Origin of the sequence: Bacillus sp. BD48, assembly GCF_046566805.1 — a bacterium.
Taxonomy (GTDB): domain Bacteria; phylum Bacillota; class Bacilli; order Bacillales; family Bacillaceae; genus Bacillus; species Bacillus safensis.
The window spans coordinates 338,108-355,861 of sequence record NZ_JANGFM010000004.1 but is presented as its reverse complement, the minus strand read 5'-3'; the positions used below and the strand labels follow the sequence as shown (position 1 = coordinate 355,861).

At 41.7% G+C, this 17,754-nt stretch carries 18 protein-coding genes and 1 riboswitch; of the genes, 4 read left to right on the top strand and 14 right to left on the bottom strand.

What is annotated here, in order from left to right; translation table 11 throughout:
• Positions 1 to 112: 112 nt before the first annotated feature.
• From cshA to ACLGGR_RS14010, 5 genes are all read right to left on the bottom strand, one after another.
• Positions 113 to 1,603, bottom strand: a complete 1,491-nt coding sequence (gene cshA / locus ACLGGR_RS14030) for a degradosome RNA helicase CshA (RefSeq protein ID WP_017358400.1) — start codon at positions 1,601 to 1,603, stop codon at positions 113 to 115.
• 165 nt (positions 1,604 to 1,768) lie between these two features.
• Complete coding sequence (locus tag ACLGGR_RS14025) at positions 1,769 to 2,107, bottom strand: avidin-fold protein (protein WP_081124015.1); 339 nt, start codon at positions 2,105 to 2,107, stop codon at positions 1,769 to 1,771.
• A 127-nt stretch (positions 2,108 to 2,234) separates the two neighbouring features.
• The gene (locus tag ACLGGR_RS14020; RefSeq protein WP_251216925.1) at positions 2,235 to 2,927 is read right to left on the bottom strand and encodes an alpha/beta hydrolase; all 693 of its coding nucleotides are present in this window, start codon (positions 2,925 to 2,927) and stop codon (positions 2,235 to 2,237) included.
• An 18-nt stretch (positions 2,928 to 2,945) separates the two neighbouring features.
• Positions 2,946 to 4,310: a UDP-N-acetylmuramoyl-tripeptide--D-alanyl-D-alanine ligase gene (locus ACLGGR_RS14015; RefSeq protein WP_410973295.1), complete on the bottom strand. Its 1,365-nt coding sequence runs from the start codon at positions 4,308 to 4,310 to the stop codon at positions 2,946 to 2,948.
• Between the two features lie 80 nt (positions 4,311 to 4,390).
• Positions 4,391 to 5,473 (bottom strand): D-alanine--D-alanine ligase, encoded by a 1,083-nt coding sequence (locus ACLGGR_RS14010; protein WP_142946645.1) that lies wholly within the window; start codon positions 5,471 to 5,473, stop codon positions 4,391 to 4,393.
• 184 nt (positions 5,474 to 5,657) lie between these two features.
• Here ACLGGR_RS14010 and ACLGGR_RS14005 point away from each other — a divergent pair, with 184 nt between their 5' ends.
• Together ACLGGR_RS14005 and fbpB are read left to right on the top strand one after the other, a co-directional pair.
• A complete protein-coding gene (locus ACLGGR_RS14005) occupies positions 5,658 to 5,978 on the top strand; it encodes a thioredoxin family protein (RefSeq protein WP_142946646.1) in 321 nt (106 codons plus the stop codon).
• Between the two features lie 315 nt (positions 5,979 to 6,293).
• Positions 6,294 to 6,443: a Fur-regulated basic protein FbpB gene (fbpB, locus tag ACLGGR_RS14000; protein WP_065215285.1), complete on the top strand. Its 150-nt coding sequence runs from the start codon at positions 6,294 to 6,296 to the stop codon at positions 6,441 to 6,443.
• A 98-nt stretch (positions 6,444 to 6,541) separates the two neighbouring features.
• Here the strand turns inward: fbpB and ACLGGR_RS13995 are convergent, their stop codons facing one another.
• The 8 genes from ACLGGR_RS13995 to ACLGGR_RS13960 form a co-directional block, all read right to left on the bottom strand.
• Positions 6,542 to 6,877: a hypothetical protein gene (locus tag ACLGGR_RS13995; RefSeq protein WP_017366657.1), complete on the bottom strand. Its 336-nt coding sequence runs from the start codon at positions 6,875 to 6,877 to the stop codon at positions 6,542 to 6,544.
• A 117-nt stretch (positions 6,878 to 6,994) separates the two neighbouring features.
• Positions 6,995 to 7,762, bottom strand: coding sequence for an ABC transporter permease (locus ACLGGR_RS13990; protein ID WP_251216921.1), 768 nt, complete (start codon positions 7,760 to 7,762; stop codon positions 6,995 to 6,997).
• Complete coding sequence (locus tag ACLGGR_RS13985; protein WP_410973294.1) at positions 7,755 to 8,666, bottom strand: ABC transporter ATP-binding protein; 912 nt, start codon at positions 8,664 to 8,666, stop codon at positions 7,755 to 7,757. The genes ACLGGR_RS13990 and ACLGGR_RS13985 overlap by 8 nt, the downstream gene beginning before the upstream one ends.
• 127 nt (positions 8,667 to 8,793) lie before the next feature.
• Positions 8,794 to 10,035 carry a dicarboxylate/amino acid:cation symporter gene (locus tag ACLGGR_RS13980; RefSeq protein WP_142946649.1) on the bottom strand — a complete coding sequence of 414 codons (1,242 nt, stop codon included), beginning with the start codon at positions 10,033 to 10,035 and terminating at the stop codon, positions 8,794 to 8,796.
• A 76-nt stretch (positions 10,036 to 10,111) separates the two neighbouring features.
• Positions 10,112 to 10,245: riboswitch (cyclic di-AMP (ydaO/yuaA leader) on the bottom strand.
• Positions 10,246 to 10,308: 63 nt separating this feature from the next.
• Complete coding sequence (locus ACLGGR_RS13975) at positions 10,309 to 11,331, bottom strand: AI-2E family transporter (protein ID WP_142946650.1); 1,023 nt, start codon at positions 11,329 to 11,331, stop codon at positions 10,309 to 10,311.
• A 198-nt stretch (positions 11,332 to 11,529) separates the two neighbouring features.
• Positions 11,530 to 12,798 carry a C4-dicarboxylate transporter DctP gene (gene dctP / locus ACLGGR_RS13970; protein WP_034666695.1) on the bottom strand — a complete coding sequence of 423 codons (1,269 nt, stop codon included), beginning with the start codon at positions 12,796 to 12,798 and terminating at the stop codon, positions 11,530 to 11,532.
• A 124-nt stretch (positions 12,799 to 12,922) separates the two neighbouring features.
• Positions 12,923 to 13,606, bottom strand: a complete 684-nt coding sequence (locus ACLGGR_RS13965; protein ID WP_142946651.1) for a response regulator — start codon at positions 13,604 to 13,606, stop codon at positions 12,923 to 12,925.
• Complete coding sequence (locus tag ACLGGR_RS13960) at positions 13,603 to 15,222, bottom strand: ATP-binding protein (protein WP_410973293.1); 1,620 nt, start codon at positions 15,220 to 15,222, stop codon at positions 13,603 to 13,605. Before ACLGGR_RS13960 ends, ACLGGR_RS13965 begins: the two co-directional genes overlap by 4 nt.
• A 67-nt stretch (positions 15,223 to 15,289) precedes the next feature.
• On the opposite strand from ACLGGR_RS13960, the gene ACLGGR_RS13955 reads away from it, so the two are divergent.
• Positions 15,290 to 16,381, top strand: coding sequence for a TRAP transporter substrate-binding protein (locus tag ACLGGR_RS13955; RefSeq protein WP_251216918.1), 1,092 nt, complete (start codon positions 15,290 to 15,292; stop codon positions 16,379 to 16,381).
• 35 nt (positions 16,382 to 16,416) lie between these two features.
• Here the strand turns inward: ACLGGR_RS13955 and ACLGGR_RS13950 are convergent, their stop codons facing one another.
• Positions 16,417 to 17,247: an EcsC family protein gene (locus ACLGGR_RS13950; protein ID WP_410973292.1), complete on the bottom strand. Its 831-nt coding sequence runs from the start codon at positions 17,245 to 17,247 to the stop codon at positions 16,417 to 16,419.
• A 155-nt stretch (positions 17,248 to 17,402) separates the two neighbouring features.
• Between ACLGGR_RS13950 and ACLGGR_RS13945 the strand changes: the two genes are divergently transcribed.
• A complete protein-coding gene (locus ACLGGR_RS13945; RefSeq protein ID WP_024427360.1) occupies positions 17,403 to 17,663 on the top strand; it encodes a GlsB/YeaQ/YmgE family stress response membrane protein in 261 nt (86 codons plus the stop codon).
• The last annotated feature ends 91 nt before the right edge of the window (positions 17,664 to 17,754 follow it).

The following is a 17,754-nucleotide window of genomic DNA, read 5'->3' as shown; positions in this document are numbered from 1 at the left end:
ATTCTTCCCCCATTCTCTTACTTTTCTATCAATATATTACGAAACAAAGCCTAAAAAGTTTCAATATTAGCCTGTTAAAAAAAGCGAACCCTGCAAAGGATTCGCTTTAGAATTAGTTGTTATAAGATTTCTTTTGACGACGATCGTTAGAAGAACGATTGCGGTCATTTGAAGAACGCTTTTTATCACCGTAAGATGAACGGCTTTTCCCGCGATAGCCGCCTCCGCCGCCACCGTCTCTACGTTTAGAAGAGCTGCGGTTGTTACGATTGCGTTTTGAAATCATTGGTGCTTCATCTGTCAAACGAACAGGCGTTGCATCTGGCTCTTTTGTCATCATTTTGATGGCAGCCGCAACCACTGTCACAGAATCATGATCTTCTAGCAATTCAGCAGCAGCTGTCATGTAGAAGTTTAAGTTGTTTTCACTGATGATCGTGCGTAGACGGTCAACTGTTACTTGCTGTTGTCCTTCAATCGCCTCATCTAGTGTAGGTTCTTTCATACGATCCATTTTACGTTTAGTCGTTTGCTCAATCGCACGAAGCATATCTTTTTCACGTGGTGTGATGAATGTCATCGCCATACCTGTACGTCCAGCACGTCCTGTACGTCCAATACGGTGAACGTAGCTTTCTGGATCTTGCGGCACGTCAAAGTTATACACGTGTGTTACGCCTGAGATATCAAGTCCACGTGCTGCAACGTCTGTTGCTACAAGCACATCGATTGAACCTTCTTTGAATTTACGAAGCGCAACCATACGTTTTGCTTGAGTCAGGTCACCATGAATTCCTTCAGCTGTATAACCTCTAAGGTTAAGTGCTTCAGTCAATTCGTCAACACGGCGTTTCGTACGGCCGAAGACAATTGAAAGCTCAGGTGATTGAATGTCAAGAAGACGAGTCAACGTATCAAACTTCTTACGCTCGTGGATATCCAAGTAAAACTGTTGGATGTTAGAGACTGTCATTTCTTTCGCTTTTACTTTTACGTGTTCTGGGTTTGTCATGAAACGCTCTGCAATGCGCTTAATTGGTGCAGGCATTGTCGCAGAGAATAAAAGTGTTTGGTGTTCACTTGGTACATTTGAAAGGATTGCTTCAATGTCTTCGATGAAACCCATGTTTAGCATTTCGTCTGCTTCATCTAGCACAACTGTTTCAACGTTTTGAAGACGCATTGTACGACGGTTAATGTGATCGAGTAAACGTCCTGGAGTCCCTACGATGATATGAGGATTTTTCTTGAGCGAACGGATTTGACGGCCGATATCTTGTCCACCGTAAATCGGAAGTACGCGTGCACGCTTGTCTTGGCCGATTTTATATAGCTCTTCAGATACTTGAATGGCTAATTCTCTTGTTGGCGCAATGATAATCGCTTGGATATTTGGAGACGCTGGATCGATTTTTTCTACAAGAGGAATACCAAATGCTGCAGTTTTTCCTGTTCCTGTTTGTGCTTGTCCGATGACATCTTTATTTTGAAGACCGAGAGGAATCGTTTCTGCTTGAATCGGTGTTGCTTCTTCGAATCCCATGCGGTTAATAGCCTTCATGAGACTTTCGCTTAATTGAAAATCTTGAAACGTTATAGTCAATTTATTCAAACTCCTTCTAATTGCTGTTTCAGTAATCTCGTGAATGATCATTAAAAACTGCCCTTTTCTGAAAGGACAGGTCCATTATATACAAAGCCCGAATTACCCTACCTTATATCTTACCATTACACTATTTGTTTTTCAACAAGACAGAAATGGATATATCTACTGCTCTACAATGACAGATTCACCTTCACTTTGATCTCCGTCCATCCATTTCCACTTTTCAAACAGTTGAATTTTTCCGTTATCCAGCTGCTTAGGAGTGGACTCGCAAGCCCCGCTTCTCATGCTGCCGTCCTTGCTTACATGGTGGTATCTAAAATGAAGTGTTCCATCCTCATTCACAGTTCCTACAAGTACGCCAGATACAATACTGCCGCCTTGATATGTGCCCGTTAATATATTTCCGTCCTGACGATATTGAAATATGGTTCCTGCTGATACTTCTCCGTTACTCGAATTAGACTGCGGGATAAAGGTTTTTCCGTCATATTGAAACAACCGAATCAACCACCTTTTCTTTCCTATTGTACCATAGGCCTGTCACACATTCGACAAAAATGATGCAAATTTTAACAAGTGGGATTCAATTTATATTAGTTTAGCCACATTTTAGCTTTTCTATATATTAAATTGCTTTTTTTAGAAAATGTTCTACTTTCTCAAACAATTGCTGGGCACATGGCTCATGACAAACATGATGTTTACAATCGGGCAAATAAAACATTTCTTTCTGCCGAGATGGGACTTTATGATAAATAAATTCTGCACTAGAAGCAGGCACAATCCCATCGCTTTCACCTTGAACAATTAACACAGGCAGATGAAGCTTCTCAAGCGAATTCTTCGTCTGCTTTACCAGCTTCATAAATTCTATCGCAGCTGACAGCGGTGTGCTTGTGAGCTTATGACGATATCGATCATACAAAGGGTTTGTATCAATTAACCCAGACAGGGATTCCTTCACCATCTGCCTTGTGTCTTGCATCATTTGTTTTGGGTTCACATATTTGGCCGCAGCACTTAAAAGAACGAGACGAGCAACTGGGTACTTTGCTGCTAAGTAAGAAGCAATCATTCCACCCATTGAAAAGCCGACCAAATACACGGTGTCACAAGTTCGATAAAGGGATAGAAGTTCGAGTTCAGCTGTCGCTATCCATTCTTGATAAAGAATGCCTTTTAACTGAAGCTCATCCCCATGCCCCGGAAGCGTGACAGACTGCACATTCCAATCTGCCGCCTGTTTTAAATACTGTGCCAGCGGTTCTACTTCATAAGGGGCACCAGTAAAACCGTGGATACATAAACAGCCAATCATTCTGTCACCTTCTCACTTTTATAGTGCAGTAATGACTTCTTCCAATCTCATTCCGCGTGAGGCTTTGACAAGCACAACATCGTCAGGCCCTGCCACTTCAGCTAGCTTTTTCTTTAGATCCTCTTTGTCCATAAAGGAGAACACGTGCTCAGCCCCGAATGATTTTTTCGCTCCTTCAGCAATGAATGCACCTAGACGGCCATACGTCATGACATGATCAATAAATTCTGGCTTGATGTAACGGCCTAATTCATAATGATACGTTTCTTCTTCGCTGCCCATTTCGAGCATGTCTCCAAGTACAAGAATGCGATTGGCGAAGCCGTCCATATCCCCCACAAGATCAATGGCTGCTTTCATAGAAGTAGGACTTGCATTATATGCATCATTGATGACAGTGATTCCTTTGTCTGTTTTAATCAGCTCAAGACGCATTCCCGTCAACTTCGTTTGCATCAGTCCTTGGGCAATTTGTCTTTCATTCAGCCCAAAATGCTGGCCTATAGCAATAGCAGCAAGTGCATTCTTCACATTATGTTTCCCTAATACAGGAATGAGAAAACCCTGGGCATACCCTTCGACTTGAAATTCTGTTCCCTCTGCAAGCTGGTTGATGTGCGTTACCTTGATATCACAGTCTTCTGCTTCTCCAAAGGTTTTTGCACGCTGAGAGAGTGAACTTGCTCTTTCGCGAAGCAAGGGCTCATCACCTAAGTAATAAAAAATGCCATCTTCTTTTAACCCTTTTGCGATCTCACATTTTGCATCAGCAATGGCTTCTCTTGATCCTAAATCTTGCATATGAGATTCCCCGATATTTGTGATGACTGCTGCATCCGGCTCAGCGAGATTTGATAAAAATTCGATTTCGCCTTTTGCACTCATGCCCATCTCCAAAACCGCAATATCTGTTCCTTCCGGCATTGCAAGAATGGTGAGCGGAAGACCGATATGATTATTAAAGTTACCGTCTGTTTTATGGACTTGATACGCTGTTTGCAGGACGGAATGAATCATGTCTTTCGTTGTGGTTTTCCCATTACTTCCTGTAATACCGACAACACGAGGTTTTTCTTCTTTTAAGTATGATTTCGCCAGCTGTTGAAGCGCAGCTAGTGTATCCTCTACAAGAATTACCGGAACGCCTTCTGGAGGATTGGCTTCTTTTTGATTCCAAAGAACAGCTGATGCTCCAAGCTCCACTGCTTTCGAAGCAAATGTGTGACCGTTAAAATGTTCTCCAATAAGCGGGATAAACAGGGCGCCATCTGATACTTTTCGTGTATCTGTTGTCACTCCGTGAATCTGCTCTTCGCCAAAAGCTTGATTAGATAGGGTTCCACCAGCCATTTGGGCGATTTGTTTCACTGTACGTTTGATCATGATTTTTCGCCTCTCTTTCTCATTTCACGTTTGAAGGAAAAGAGACACTACCTAAGGATAGTGTCTGCTTGCTGCTCACATTAAAAAGTTGTTTTAATGGTTTGTTTTTCTTGATGGCGTTCAATTGCAAGTGACACCAGCTTTTCAATCAACTCTGGATACTCAACACCAGTGTGCTTCCAAAGCAATGGGAACATACTAAAAGGTGTGAATCCAGGCATTGTATTCACTTCATTGATCAACACTTCACCTTTTTCTGTAAGGAAAAAGTCTGCACGTACGAGGCCAGATCCATCGAGGGCTTTAAATGCCTTAATCGCCATGTCATGAATCGTCTTATATTCATCCTCTGAGACACTCGCAGGAATGATCAAATCTGTATCGCCATCTTCATATTTTGCTTTGTAATCATAAAAATCTGTTTTAGGTGCAATCTCACCAACGACAGAGCATTTCGGCTCATCATTGCCTAATACACCAATCTCAATTTCTCTTCCAACGACGCCTTCTTCGACGACCACACGACGATCATATTGGAAAGCGAGGTCAAATGCAGTCTGCAATTCTTCTTTGCTGCGGCATTTGCTAATTCCAACACTTGATCCCATGTTGGCAGGTTTCACAAAGCATGGATAGCCAAGTACTTGTTCCACCTGTTCTAAGCTGTCTTGTGTCGCTTTCTCATAGTCTTTTTTATTGAAAGAAAGGTGCTTTGCTTGCGCAAGTCCTGCTTGTGCAAAAACATCTTTCATCATGACTTTATCCATACCCGCAGCAGACGCGAGAACGCCGTTGCCGACATACGGAATATTTAACAGTTCAAGTAATCCTTGCATTGTGCCATCTTCTCCATTTGGTCCATGCAGCAATGGGAAGACAACATCAATTTTCTCATCAGCCGATGCAGGCTGTGGAAACATGCTTTCATTTAAAGAAGTTGGTAAAAACGTCTTTGCGTTCTGTTCAAATTGAAGCATTTTGACGTTTGATACTGGTTCAGTGAGTTTTTCTCCTCTTAACCATTCACCCTCTTCTGTAATATAAATTGGATGTATATCGAACTTCTCAGTGTTAAGTGCTTTTGTAACTGCAAGGGCTGTTTGCAGTGATACATTATGTTCGGCTGACTTTCCGCCGTAAATCAATCCTAAACTTATTTTCAATGGATACTCCCCCCACTAAAATTCATCTTTACTATCTTATCACTTTCAAGCAAAAATGCTCTAATTAATTTTTGTTGTTACGTAATTGAAATGATTTGTGAAAGTTGTAAGCGCCTCCCGAGCATTTGTATGTCATTCGCCTTTCATTTATATTAAAATGACATTGAAAAGGAGTTGTGACAAATTGAAAAAAATCACAAGTACTGAACAATTCAATGAAATCATTCAATCAGACAAAGAAGTCATCGTTAAATTCTTTGCAACATGGTGTCCTGACTGCACAAGAATGGACATGTTCATTCCAGACATCCTAGAAGCTTATGCTCACCATGAATGGTTTGAAATAAATAAAGATGATTTCCCTGAATTAGCTGAAACGTATCAGGTAATGGGTATACCAAGCCTGTTAATTTTCAAAAATGGTGAAAAAACAGGTCATTTACACAGTGCAAACGCAAAATCACCTGAAGAAGTGACAGATTTTCTTCAAGAACACGTTTCTTAATGGATGAAACGAAGGACATCAGCAAAGACTTGCTGATGTCTTTTTTCTTTTCAAATCTCTTCATAAGACGAGTTGCGCAGCCAAAACGTTTCAAATAGATGTTTCACTTCCGACAAGTAATGACAACATTATTTCCTGGGAAAGAATGCAGCGTCGATCCAGCTTGGAATATGTCGGTTACGTGAATTTTCTGAATTGAATCTTTACTTCTGACATTTGTCTTTGTATAATGGAGTTTCTAATTGAAAATGATTATCAATTTCATCTATGTGGAATCCTATAGACGTCCATTCTAATAAAGGAGCGATAAGTCACATGTCTAAGAAGAAAATCAAAACCTATCAACAATTGATTGAAGAGAACAAAAAGGCCATCATGCGCGATCCTCAAATGATGGAAAGTATATACGAAACCATCGACAAAAAACACCAGAAGCAGCTTGCAGCTGCTGGGCGTGAATCATAAGCACAAGAAGAGCAGTCATCGCTGGCTGCTCTTTTGTCTGCTTCAACAAAATGAAAAAAGCCGATAAAATCTGTTATTCGATTTTATCGGCTTTTGTTTTAATGTGATTTCGCTACACGGTCCTGCTTCATTCCTAAATAAATGAGCATATATGTGAGATAACCCATTGTCATCGTTAAACCACCGAAGAAAAATTGAGAAAAGACTGGTTCCTCAAATGTCGTGACGGCAGCAAGAACGATCCAGCTCGCATATAAATAGACCATGAACCATTTCATGTTTCTTTTAAGTGTATACAGAAAGAAAAGACCCGCTAACGAAAAGATCCCCAGCGCTAGTCTGAAATAAACAAGATGATCAAACTGGAAGGCAAAAGACACAAACGAAAACGACAGCAGCAACAAAATTGGTAAAGCCGTAATGAAATTTTTCACGATAGTGCCACCTCCATGACTCCTTCTTATTATAAGACAAAATCAGCCGGTTATCGTGAAATACAGACTGGTTTTCACAAAGATGTCACGAATTTTTCTTGTTATTTGACACAATTTTTACACATTTACATCACGTTTCCAGAAAAGAATCCAAGCCGATCCAACGAAGAAAACAAAATGCGCCCCCACTATAAATAGAGAAAACAAAAGGCTCATCCCATCAAAAGGAGGCGGTCCTTGAAAGCTGTACTGAGTAAAGTCCGTATTCGCAAAAAGGAGAATTTTCCCCCACTGATTTTCTAAGAGAGACATGATCGGCACAAGTGATTTCGCCGCATATAAAACAAAAAATGAGGTCACAAGCGCAACAAGACTGTTTCTAAACAAACTGGAACACATAAAAGCAAAGCTTGCCATCATGACCACTTCGACCCACTGAGATCCAATGACGGCAAACGTATGCTGAAATAATTGCCCCGTTCTTTCATCAAAATCAGTACCGAAGAAAATAAGACCAAATAGAAAAGCCAAAACATAATAAAAAACAAACAAATAAATGACTGTCAGCAAAAGCGTGATATATTTTGACAGAAAAATGTGGAGTCTTGTTTTTGGCCGAATCAATAAAAACTTGATCGTCCTTTTCTGAAACTCTGTGGAGATCAAGGTCGCGCCAATAACGACAGCAAGCACCTGTAAAATAAACACGACGTTCGTGGAATAAGCAAAATAGTTTGCGACTGTGTCTTGTCCACCAAAGCTTGATATGACTCGTTTCAACGTTAGAGCCATTGCCAGTTGAAATACAACGATCAATAAAAGGGCAATGAATGTGATCTTTTTCCTCATGATTTTCTTATGCTCATTCTTGATGAGGTTAAGCATCTGTCGTCCCGCCTTCCGTCCATTTCATAAACGCCTCTTCAATTGACTGCTTTTGAGGCATCATTTCAAGTACATCAAACCCTGCCAGCACAAGCTGTTTGTTCAGCTCTGGCACACGTTCTTTGTTCAGTTGAAGCAATACACGCTCTCCAATTCGTTTATATGTATACTCGTTTTCGTCAAGCCATGAAACCGCCTTTTCTACTGGCTGAATATTCATCAGCACCTGCTCTTTCCCCTCCATATCCCGGAGATGAGTACTAGCTTTGATCTGTCCCTTTTGAATGATGATCATGCGGTCACATAGCTCCTCTACCTCATGCAATAAATGCGTCGCAAATAACACGGAGGTTCCTTCTTCTTTTACGAGCATTTGCAAGTGCTCCCGGAATTCCTTCATTCCTGCAGGGTCCAGTCCATTTGTCGGTTCGTCTAAAATGAGCAGGTTCGGCCGATGCAAAATAGCTTGTGCAATCCCAAGCCTTTGTTTCATCCCTAGTGAATACGTCTTGACCTTCTGATGAATGGCATCCTCCAGACGAACTCTTTCCACCACTTCCTGAATGCGTTCCTCCGTCACGCCATCGTGCATCGCTGCATACATTTCAAGGTTTTCAAAGCCTGTTAAATACGAATAAAATTCTGGGTTTTCTATGATCGCACCAACTGATGACATCGCTTGGAGAAAATCCTCATCTTGTGAATATCCATTGATCATGATTCGGCCATTATTTTTTTTCATCAAGCCAACGATCAATCGAATCAAGGTTGTTTTTCCAGATCCATTGGGACCAAGTAATCCGACAATTTCTCCTCGCCCAATGTCTATAGAAATATCCTGCAAGATCATTTTCCGGCCAATTTGTTTATCGACTTTCTCTACTTTTAAAACAGCAGACTGCAAAGTGGTTCCTCCTTCTGATGTAAAGCCTATGGCGGCAGTTACGACCGCTCATCCTGTAAAAAGTATATCACGCGAGACAAATCAATCCATGAAAAAAAGGGCTGATCCAGTCAGCCCTTCTTGCTTATTACAGTGATAAGTTAGGTGTCGGCGCTTCTTTTTCGTGCTTCTTTTCGGTTTCAGAAACAATCACCGCACATGCTGCGTCACCTGTAATATTAACTACGGTTCTTGCCATATCTAATAAGCGGTCTATGCCAAGGATCAGCGCTATTCCTTCAACAGGAAGATTCACGGAATTTAACACCATGGCCAGCATGATGAGCCCTACCCCTGGGACACCTGCTGTGCCGATACTTGCTAATACAGCCGTTAAGACAACAGTCAGCATTTGAACAAGGGTTAATTCAACTCCATACACTTGTGCGATAAAAATAGTCGCAACCCCTTGCATGATCGCTGTACCATCCATATTAATGGTCGCACCAAGCGGCTGTACAAAGCTTGAAATAGGCTCTGGCACCTTCAAGCGCTTTTGAGCTGTTTCCATTGATACCGGCAGCACAGCGTTACTGCTTGATGTACTAAACGCCACAACCATCGCTGGTGAAAATCCTTTAAAGAATGCCATTGGATTTCGTTTAGCTAAAATGGCAACGGTTGATCCATAGGTCAGGAAGAAATGCAGGATCAGCGCAATTAAAACGACTGAGAAGTAAAGTCCCATCGCCTTCATGGCATCCAGCCCCTGACTGCCGATCGCTGTTGCGATCAAACCGAATGTCCCGTACGGTGCGAATTTCATCACAACACCGACAAGATACATCATTAATTCATTTCCTTGTTCAAACAGCCTCAGCAAACCTTCTGTTTTTTTACCGAGCAATGCAATACCGAGACCTAAAAATACACAGAAAACGATAATTTGAAGCATGTTTCCTTCAACTAACGATTGGACTGGATTGGTTGGAATAATGTTGAGTAGTGTGTCTGCCATTGATGGAGCTTCTTCTGCGGAATAATCAGCCGATTTTGTATCAAAATTGCCGAACGCGCCCGGCTTAATGAGTAAGGCCAATGAGATGCCAATGATGATGGCAAAAGTCGTAGTGAGCAGGAAATAAGTAATGGTTTTTGCGCCGATTCTGCCTAGCTTTTTTGGATCACCAAGGCCTGCAACACCAAGCGTGATCGAAAAAAATACAATGGGCACAACCAGCATTTTAATCAGATTTAAGAAGATTTGACCTAGAGGTGTAAATAAATAAGGGTCTAACACTTTGAATACATTTGGAGCAAATAGGTTGAGCAGCAATCCTGTGATGGCACCTACAAACAAGGCAATAATAATTTTCGTCGCTAGCTTCAATAAAATCTCCCCTTCCTCGTCAAAAAGCCCACGAGAGAGTCTTCTCGTGGGCCTGCGTGTCCATACATGTACCACTGTCTACTCTCTTCACGCCGATGAGGTTAGCTGACGGGTTAGGACGAAGAGATGTCCTTTTTTCTCAGATAAGAAAAATTCACCCCAAAAACATGGGTCCCCCATTCCTTTAGAAGGATTAAGCGTGTGGTAATATGATATTTTCATACCATTTATACCTTATTTTTAGAAAATTGTAAACAGGTTCATATGAACTTTTTAATTACTTTCTTCCCTATTTGTGACCTCAAGAATATCTAAAATAAACACAAAGATTGGGATACCGATAATAAGTCCCCAAATGCCAATATAGTGTTCAGAGAAGATCAGCACAATAAACGTGAAGAAAATAGGGAGTTCTGTTTTAGCTGACATGAGCTTCGGATTTAAGAAGTATGCTTCAATGGCATGGATAATCACGATCACTAGCACAATATACAGGACATACATCCCGCCTCCGAGTGTATACGCAATGATGCTGAGTGGAATAAGAGAGATCACTACACCAGCTACTGGGATTAAGCCTAGCAAAAAGACCATGACCGCTAATCCAAATAACTGCGGGAAACCCATAATGCCTAGCGCAATTGTCGTTAGCACACAGTTAACGGTTGCAATAATAAACTGTGCTTCGAGTACTTTTCCAAACGTTCGGGAAAATTTACGTCCAAAGAAGGCAATTTCATGATAGAACACGGAGATTTTACTCGTTTTGAACTTGTTCATGAATTGAATGAGGCGTTCCTTTTCGAACAGGAAGAACATGCTTAATATTAAGGACATAATGACCTGGATACTGAATGTGCTGAAATCGGTTATGTATGTATAGAGGAAATTAAACCCTTTCTCAAAGAAAGCTGATATTTTGAAATCTCCGAATACGTTCGTGATGACGTCAAAGAAGGGTAAATCTTGTGGATGATCTGCAATTTTCTTTCCTAAATGAAATAGCTGCTCTACCTGTTTGGCAATGATTGGCACAAAAACGAATCCGCCAAATGTCAATCCACCAGCCAGAAGAATATACAAAATGGTAATGACCGATTTCTGTCCTATTTTCAGGAAGCGATTTAAAAAGCCCCTAATGACCCCTTCTAACCGATTCATCAAAAAGGTGAAAATGAAGGTCAAAAGAATTAAATTCATCATTCCTCTTAATAGATATAATGCTGTGGCTAATACTACAAATACTGAAAACCGCTTAACACCGGGTTTTTCGAACAATTTTAAAAATGCCGCCATTACGTTACACACCTGCCAGGACTAAAGTCTATTTTTCATTGTATCTGATATACATTATATCGGATCTTTCTGTAAATTATATAATAAAAGGTCTTTGAGGTCTTACGATTCGTATTAATTTTATTGGTTTTTCTTTTTTACACAAAAAAAACCGAACCCATGTAGAACATAAGGTTTCGGTTTTTGGTTGTTTTTATACTAAACAGCCTGCTTCATATTCCGCATTTCCTGAAGTGCTGTTTTACTCTTCGCCTCGTCAAATTCACCTTCACTCTTCGCGACAACAATTGTTGCGATTCCATTTCCAATGAGGTTTGTAATTGCTCTTCCTTCACTCATGAATCGGTCAACCCCAAGCAGCAGTGCAAGACCCTCTAACGGAATGACCTGAAGTGCCGCAAGAGTAGATGCAAGCACGATAAATCCGCTTCCTGTCACCCCAGCTGCTCCCTTTGATGTAAGCATCAGAACCAGGATAATGGTGATTTGCTGACCGATCGACAAGTCTACACCAAACACTTGCGCCAAGAAGACGACGGCCATCGATAAATAGATTGAGGTTCCGTCTAGGTTAAAGGAATAACCTGTTGGAATGACAAGACCAACAACAGACTTAGAGCACCCGTAGCGTTCCATTTTATCCATCATTCTTGGCAGCACGGATTCTGAAGAGCTTGTGCCAAGAACAATCAAAATTTCATCTTTGATAAATCGCAGATAACCGAACAAACTGAAGCCATACATTTTACAAATGATGTTCAGTACAACAAAGATGAACAGGAACATCGTCATATAAACGGAGAGCATCAAACTTGCCAGCGGTTTAATCGATGCCAGCCCAAAGTGTCCGATTGTATAAGCCATTGCCCCAAACGCACCGAGCGGCGCAGCACGCATGATATATCCAATGATTTTAAAGAAAACGAGTGACAGCTTATCGAGCCATTCAATGATTCCTTTCCCCTTCTCGCCAAGTGCAGCAAGCGCAACACCGAATAAAATAGAGAAGAATAAGACCTGTAAAATATCACCCTTTGCGAAAGCATCAACCATGTTAGATGGCACGATGTGAGTGACAAATTCCATCCAGTCGATACCCTGTCCCCCATTTTGTGTATACTGTGAGACATCCCCTTTTTCAAGCTTGCTATAGTCAAGACCTGCACCTGGCTTCATGATATTCACAACGAAAAGACCGATGACCAGAGCAAGTGTCGTGACAACTTCAAAATAAATAAATGCTTTTCCCCCAACTTTTCCAACCTTTTTCATATCACCCATCTTGGCAATACCAAGAACAATGGTTAAGAAAATAATTGGTGCAATGACCATTTTAACGGCATTGATAAAGGTATCACCAAGCGGCTTCATTTCTTTTCCGACGTTTGGCCAAACCATCCCGACAATGATCCCGATGATGACAGCTGCAATCACCTGAAATGTCAGGTTCTTCAAAAGCCTTTTCATAAAAAATCAACTCCCTCACCCTTTGATGTAAACGCTTAACTATTATCTGTAGATAAATGATAGCGATTTCACCAAAGGCTGTGAAGCTTATGGACATATCGTACATTTTGGTCTTTTTGGTCTCTTAGTCAGAATGTACGATATATTTATTCACAGGCCGTCCTACCCCTCCATATTGCATATCTAATTTCAGCTCGCCTTCTTTTACGAGGAAGTCTAAATACCGGCGTGCCGTGACGCGGGCTATGCCAAGTGCATTGGCAACTTCCTCTGCAGACTGCGCGCCTTCCTGCAAGCCCATATACGCTTTAATTTCGTTCATTGTATGCACATTCAACCCTTTAGGAAGCCAAGTATCTTCCTGCTTAACAGCAGGCTTTCGTATGATATCATCCAGCATCTCCTGAGAAAATTCTGCTGCTGTTCGAATTTTCGATTTAAACGCCTTATAGCTTTCAAGTGATTCTTTCATTCGTTCAAATTTGAATGGTTTAATAATATAATCCCGCGCACCATTTTGAAGCATGATGCCGATGGTCTCTTTGTCCTTCGCTGCTGAAATGACAATCACATCCACTTGCATCTTTTGTTTTCTGATGTCTTGCAGCGTTTTGACGCCATCCTTTTTTGGCATATACACATCAAGTACCACGAGGTCTGGACGAATCTCTTTGATCAGCTGAATGCCCTGCTCGCCGTTCCCAGCGACTGCTGCAACTTGAAAGCCGGGAACACTCTTAATGAACTCTTTATTCACTTCTTGCACCATCGGGTCATCTTCAATTAATAGCACCTTAATCTGAGTCATCTGTCTCTCTCCTCTATTGTCATTGGGAATTCGATTGAGAAGGTGGTACCAATGCCGATGCTTGATGTGACTTCTACATTTCCCATCCCTTTGTCGATAATCGTTTTTACAATATACAGGCCATAGCCGGTTCCGCCCTCTTTGCCGTGGGTGAAGCCTTTATCGAAAATATAAGGAATCAGTTCCTCTTCGATCCCGGAGCCATTGTCTTCAATTAAAATCGCGAGGACATCCTCCGTTTGATCGATACTAATGGAAATGACTTTTGTGTCTCTTTCTACAGTATCATACGAGGCAAAGGCGTTCTCAATGAGATTTCCGAGCAGTTTCGTCATATCATGCTGATCAAGCCGTTCAGGGAAATTACGGAGACAGCTATGTTCATCTACTTCGACCTTGATGCCAAGCTCCTTGCCCCTTCTGATTTTGCTCATCAATAATCCTGCGACAGCATCATGCTGAATAACGCGGTGAAGAAAGTCCGTCACATGTTCCTGCTCCTCTGTCGTTTGAAAGGCTAGATTAAGTGCCTGATCAGTTTTACCAAGCTGAATCAGCCCGGCAATCGTATGAAGCTTATTCATATGCTCATGGTTTTGCACCCGCAAACCGTCCACAAAATTCTTAACCCCTGTTAGCTCCTCCGCCAATTTTGCCGCTTCCGTCCGGTCCTGAAAAATGGCGACCGCTCCGATGATCTTCTTTTTCATCACAATTGGAATCCGGCTGCTCATGATCCGCTTTCCGCTCATATGGATTTCTTCATTGTAGACGGGTTCTGCGCGATCAATGATCTCAGGAAGTCTTGTGTCAGACAGCACATCCCAAATATTCCGGCCCACGACATCTCCCGTCACGCCAAATATCTGCTTCGCCTTCTCATTAAAAATGGTAATCATGTGCTGATTATCAATGGCGATGACCCCTTCATTAATAGAGTGAAAGGTTGCAGTGCGTTCCTCTAGCATTCGCACAATCTCATGCGGCTCCAGCTTAAACATTTGCTGTTTAATATGACGAGCAAGCAAAAATGAACCCACAAGCCCAAAGCTGAGCGTCAAGAGGAGGATCATAAGGATATCGCGCTTCATTTCTCCTAATATATCTGCCATACTTGGCAGGGTTCTTCCTACAAGCACAACCCCAGTTTGATTAAATTGATCATCCTTCACTGGATAAAAAGCTCTGATGGCTGTTCCAAGCTCTCCCTCTGCTTCTGAGAAATAAATATGCTCTGCAAAAGCCGGCTCTTCATCTGTTCCTTCTGAGCGCTGGCCAATTCTCGTTTTCACCGGATGCGTTAATCTCACATGATCCATATCCATCACGACAATATAGTCAGCGTCTTGAATAATCCGAATCTCTTCGATCGCATGCTGTAATCGATCACGTTCCTTTGTCTGATCAGCTAACGCCTGCTTCACCTCGTTCATTTCGGCCACGGTTCTCGCCGTGTTCATGAGTCTTTTTCGAAGCTCCCGTTCCTCTGTTTGCTGAATTCCCCCAACAAGGACAATTCCTCCGATTAAAAGGGCGAAAATGACAACGAAATATGTGAGGATGGTAAGCTTCCATCTAATAGATAATTGTTGTAATTTCAATCGATTTCTCATCATTTTTTCACCTGTATCTTTACGAATTCTTCCTCTGTCAAGTATGCTTGACATAAGGGGGATCTGACGCATGAAGAATTTACTCGCTTATACACTTTTGCTCATGATTGGTTTTGTAACCGCTTTATACTTTGGTTTTTATCATATGATGCCAAAATCAGCGACAACCTTTGATGATGAACAGACAGGACTGAAGGACCAGCTTGTGTTCAAATTCAGCCATGTCGTGGCAGACAATACACCTAAAGGACTTGCCGCAAAGAAATTTGCTGAGCTCGTGCACGAAAAATCCGATGGAAAGATCAGCATTCAAATTTTCTCCAACGGAAGCCTTTATTCTGATATTGAAGAAATTAATGCACTCAAAGAGAATCAAGTTCAATTTATCGCTCCGTCTACCTCGAAGCTCGGCATGCTGTCTCCTGAGTGGCTGGCACTTGATCTTCCCTTTGCTTTTTCAAATTACAATGCAGTTCAAGAAGGCCTGCACGGTGCAATTGGACAAAGGTTGTTTGGCACGCTGCAAAAAGATGGATTAAAGGGAATGGCTTATTGGACAAATGGCTTTAAGCAAATTACCTCTAATAAAGGGCCCATCAAACAGCCGGCTGATTTAAAAAACCAGTCTCTCCGCATTATGCAAAGCGACATGATTGAAAAACAATTCAAACTTCTTGGCGCAAAGCCCTATCAGGAATCATTTAATTCAACGTTTCAGCTATTAGAAACAAAAAAAGTAGACGGTGAAGAAAATACCATTTCAAATATTTATTCAAAAAAATTCTATCATATACAAGACTATATGACGATCAGCAATCACGGGTATTTAGGCTATGTGGTCTTAACAGATCAATCCTTCTTTGACCGCCAGACACCCGAAACGAAACGAATTTTACTTGAAGCCATGGAAGAAACGACGGCTTGGAATGAAAAGCATGCAGAACAGATGAACAAAGATCAGCTGGAGGACATTAAACGTGAATCGCCGATTGCCATTCATGAATTGACGCCAGCTGAAAGACAAAAATGGATGCAAGCCCTTGATCCTTTGTATGATGAAGCCGAAAAAACGATTGGCTCCACCCTAATCAAACAGATTCGCGAACTGCGTGCACGTTATGAACACTCACCTATTCATGCTTTTCAGGAAGAGGATGAATGAACGCAAATAAAAAATCCCTTCGATGAGGGATTTTTTTATGCGCCGGACTCACTCTGTTCTTGCTGCGTGAGCTCTTCTAATCTTGTTAAAATTCTTCGCTTTCGATATTGCATCATGCCTGTTTCGGCAATCCCTTTTAATTGGGAGCGGTTCGAAACTGCACCAAACAAAATCCCAGCTATGGGAACAAGCTGAAACAGTTTCTTCCAGCCAAACGAATCCCGGTAATTATAGACGACCTCACGCCACCCTTGGATTTGAGAAATCATGTTTTCATGCTTCCCTTCGGATGCATGATAGCTTTTCAGCTCTTTTAGAATCGATTTCTTTCCAACGACATCCGCAGAGTTCAGCTGCAAGCATTTAATGATGAAGATCCGCTCCTCTTTGTTTTTAGGATCATAGCCATAGGTGACGGCAATATCCTGTAATGTTTTCAGGGAGAGACCCAGGACCGCAGGAATATCAGCAGCTAGTGTAAACATTCCGCCGACACCAGTTGTCGCCCCTTGCACCGTCGCGAGATTCGTTCTGTTTTTTCCCATTTGTTCACTAATGGCATCCATTATGTCGATTGGGGCCTTTCCAATATCCTCTATACGCTGGATGGATTCGCCCTCACACTTCTTTTGAAATTGATGAATGATGCCTTTTTCCGATGTCAAATAGGCACCGCCAGATTGAATGTAATGACCCATTTCATCTAGCAGCACACCGATTTTTTTCTGAATAAAAGCAGGCGTCAGCTTGTCCAGCATTTGAAATGGAAGGCGGCTGAATTTCTCCCAAAACCATACCTTTTGCTGGTCTTTCTCCCACTTTTCAATCTCCTTTAATTGTGCTTTTAGCCACTCTTTTTCCTCCATGTCATATGCCTCCTAGATGCCGCTGAAGTATTTGTCTGTTATTATACACAATCCTTGTCCATCATACGTATAGAACATTGAAGTGGTTCCGAAAGGTTTTAATCTTTTTCAAAACGGTTATTGCTTAATAAACAAACAAAAGAGGAGTGATCAACATGTTAGGATTTCTAATTTCATTAGTTGTGGCGATTGTCATCGGTCTCATTGGTAGTGCACTCGCTGGGGGCAGTGTACCAGGAGGATGGATCGGTTCAATGATTGCCGGGTTTGTAGGCGCTTGGATTGGTCATGGATTACTTGGAACGTGGGGTCCTAGTCTGGCAGGCTTTGCGATCATTCCAGCGATCTTAGGAGCAGCAATCTTTGTCATTATCTTAAGCCTGATCTTCCGCAGTGTGGGATCAAGGGTATCTTAAAAAACAAATACCAGAGGAAGCAGTAGGGACACCGTCTAAGAGGCGGTGTTTTTTATGTTGCGCGTTGACAAGGTATCTATTTTTTTCACTT

Excerpts from the sequence above, each read along its gene's own strand:
- ACLGGR_RS13965 (WP_142946651.1), bottom strand. The coding sequence starts at position 13,606 with ATGACTCAGATTAAGGTGCTATTAATTGAAGATGACCCGATGGTGCAA.
- ACLGGR_RS13950 (WP_410973292.1), bottom strand. The coding sequence starts at position 17,247 with ATGGAGGAAAAAGAGTGGCTAAAAGCACAATTAAAGGAGATTGAAAAG.
- ACLGGR_RS14020 (WP_251216925.1), bottom strand. The coding sequence starts at position 2,927 with ATGATTGGCTGTTTATGTATCCACGGTTTTACTGGTGCCCCTTATGAA.
- ACLGGR_RS14015 (WP_410973295.1), bottom strand. The coding sequence starts at position 4,310 with ATGATCAAACGTACAGTGAAACAAATCGCCCAAATGGCTGGTGGAACC.
- ACLGGR_RS13975 (WP_142946650.1), bottom strand. The coding sequence starts at position 11,331 with ATGGCGGCATTTTTAAAATTGTTCGAAAAACCCGGTGTTAAGCGGTTT.
- ACLGGR_RS13990 (WP_251216921.1), bottom strand. The coding sequence starts at position 7,762 with ATGCTTAACCTCATCAAGAATGAGCATAAGAAAATCATGAGGAAAAAG.
- ACLGGR_RS13955 (WP_251216918.1), top strand. The coding sequence starts at position 15,290 with ATGAAGAATTTACTCGCTTATACACTTTTGCTCATGATTGGTTTTGTA.
- dctP (WP_034666695.1), bottom strand. The coding sequence starts at position 12,798 with ATGAAAAGGCTTTTGAAGAACCTGACATTTCAGGTGATTGCAGCTGTC.
- fbpB (WP_065215285.1), top strand. The coding sequence starts at position 6,294 with ATGTCTAAGAAGAAAATCAAAACCTATCAACAATTGATTGAAGAGAAC.
- ACLGGR_RS13945 (WP_024427360.1), top strand. The coding sequence starts at position 17,403 with ATGTTAGGATTTCTAATTTCATTAGTTGTGGCGATTGTCATCGGTCTC.
- ACLGGR_RS13960 (WP_410973293.1), bottom strand. The coding sequence starts at position 15,222 with ATGATGAGAAATCGATTGAAATTACAACAATTATCTATTAGATGGAAG.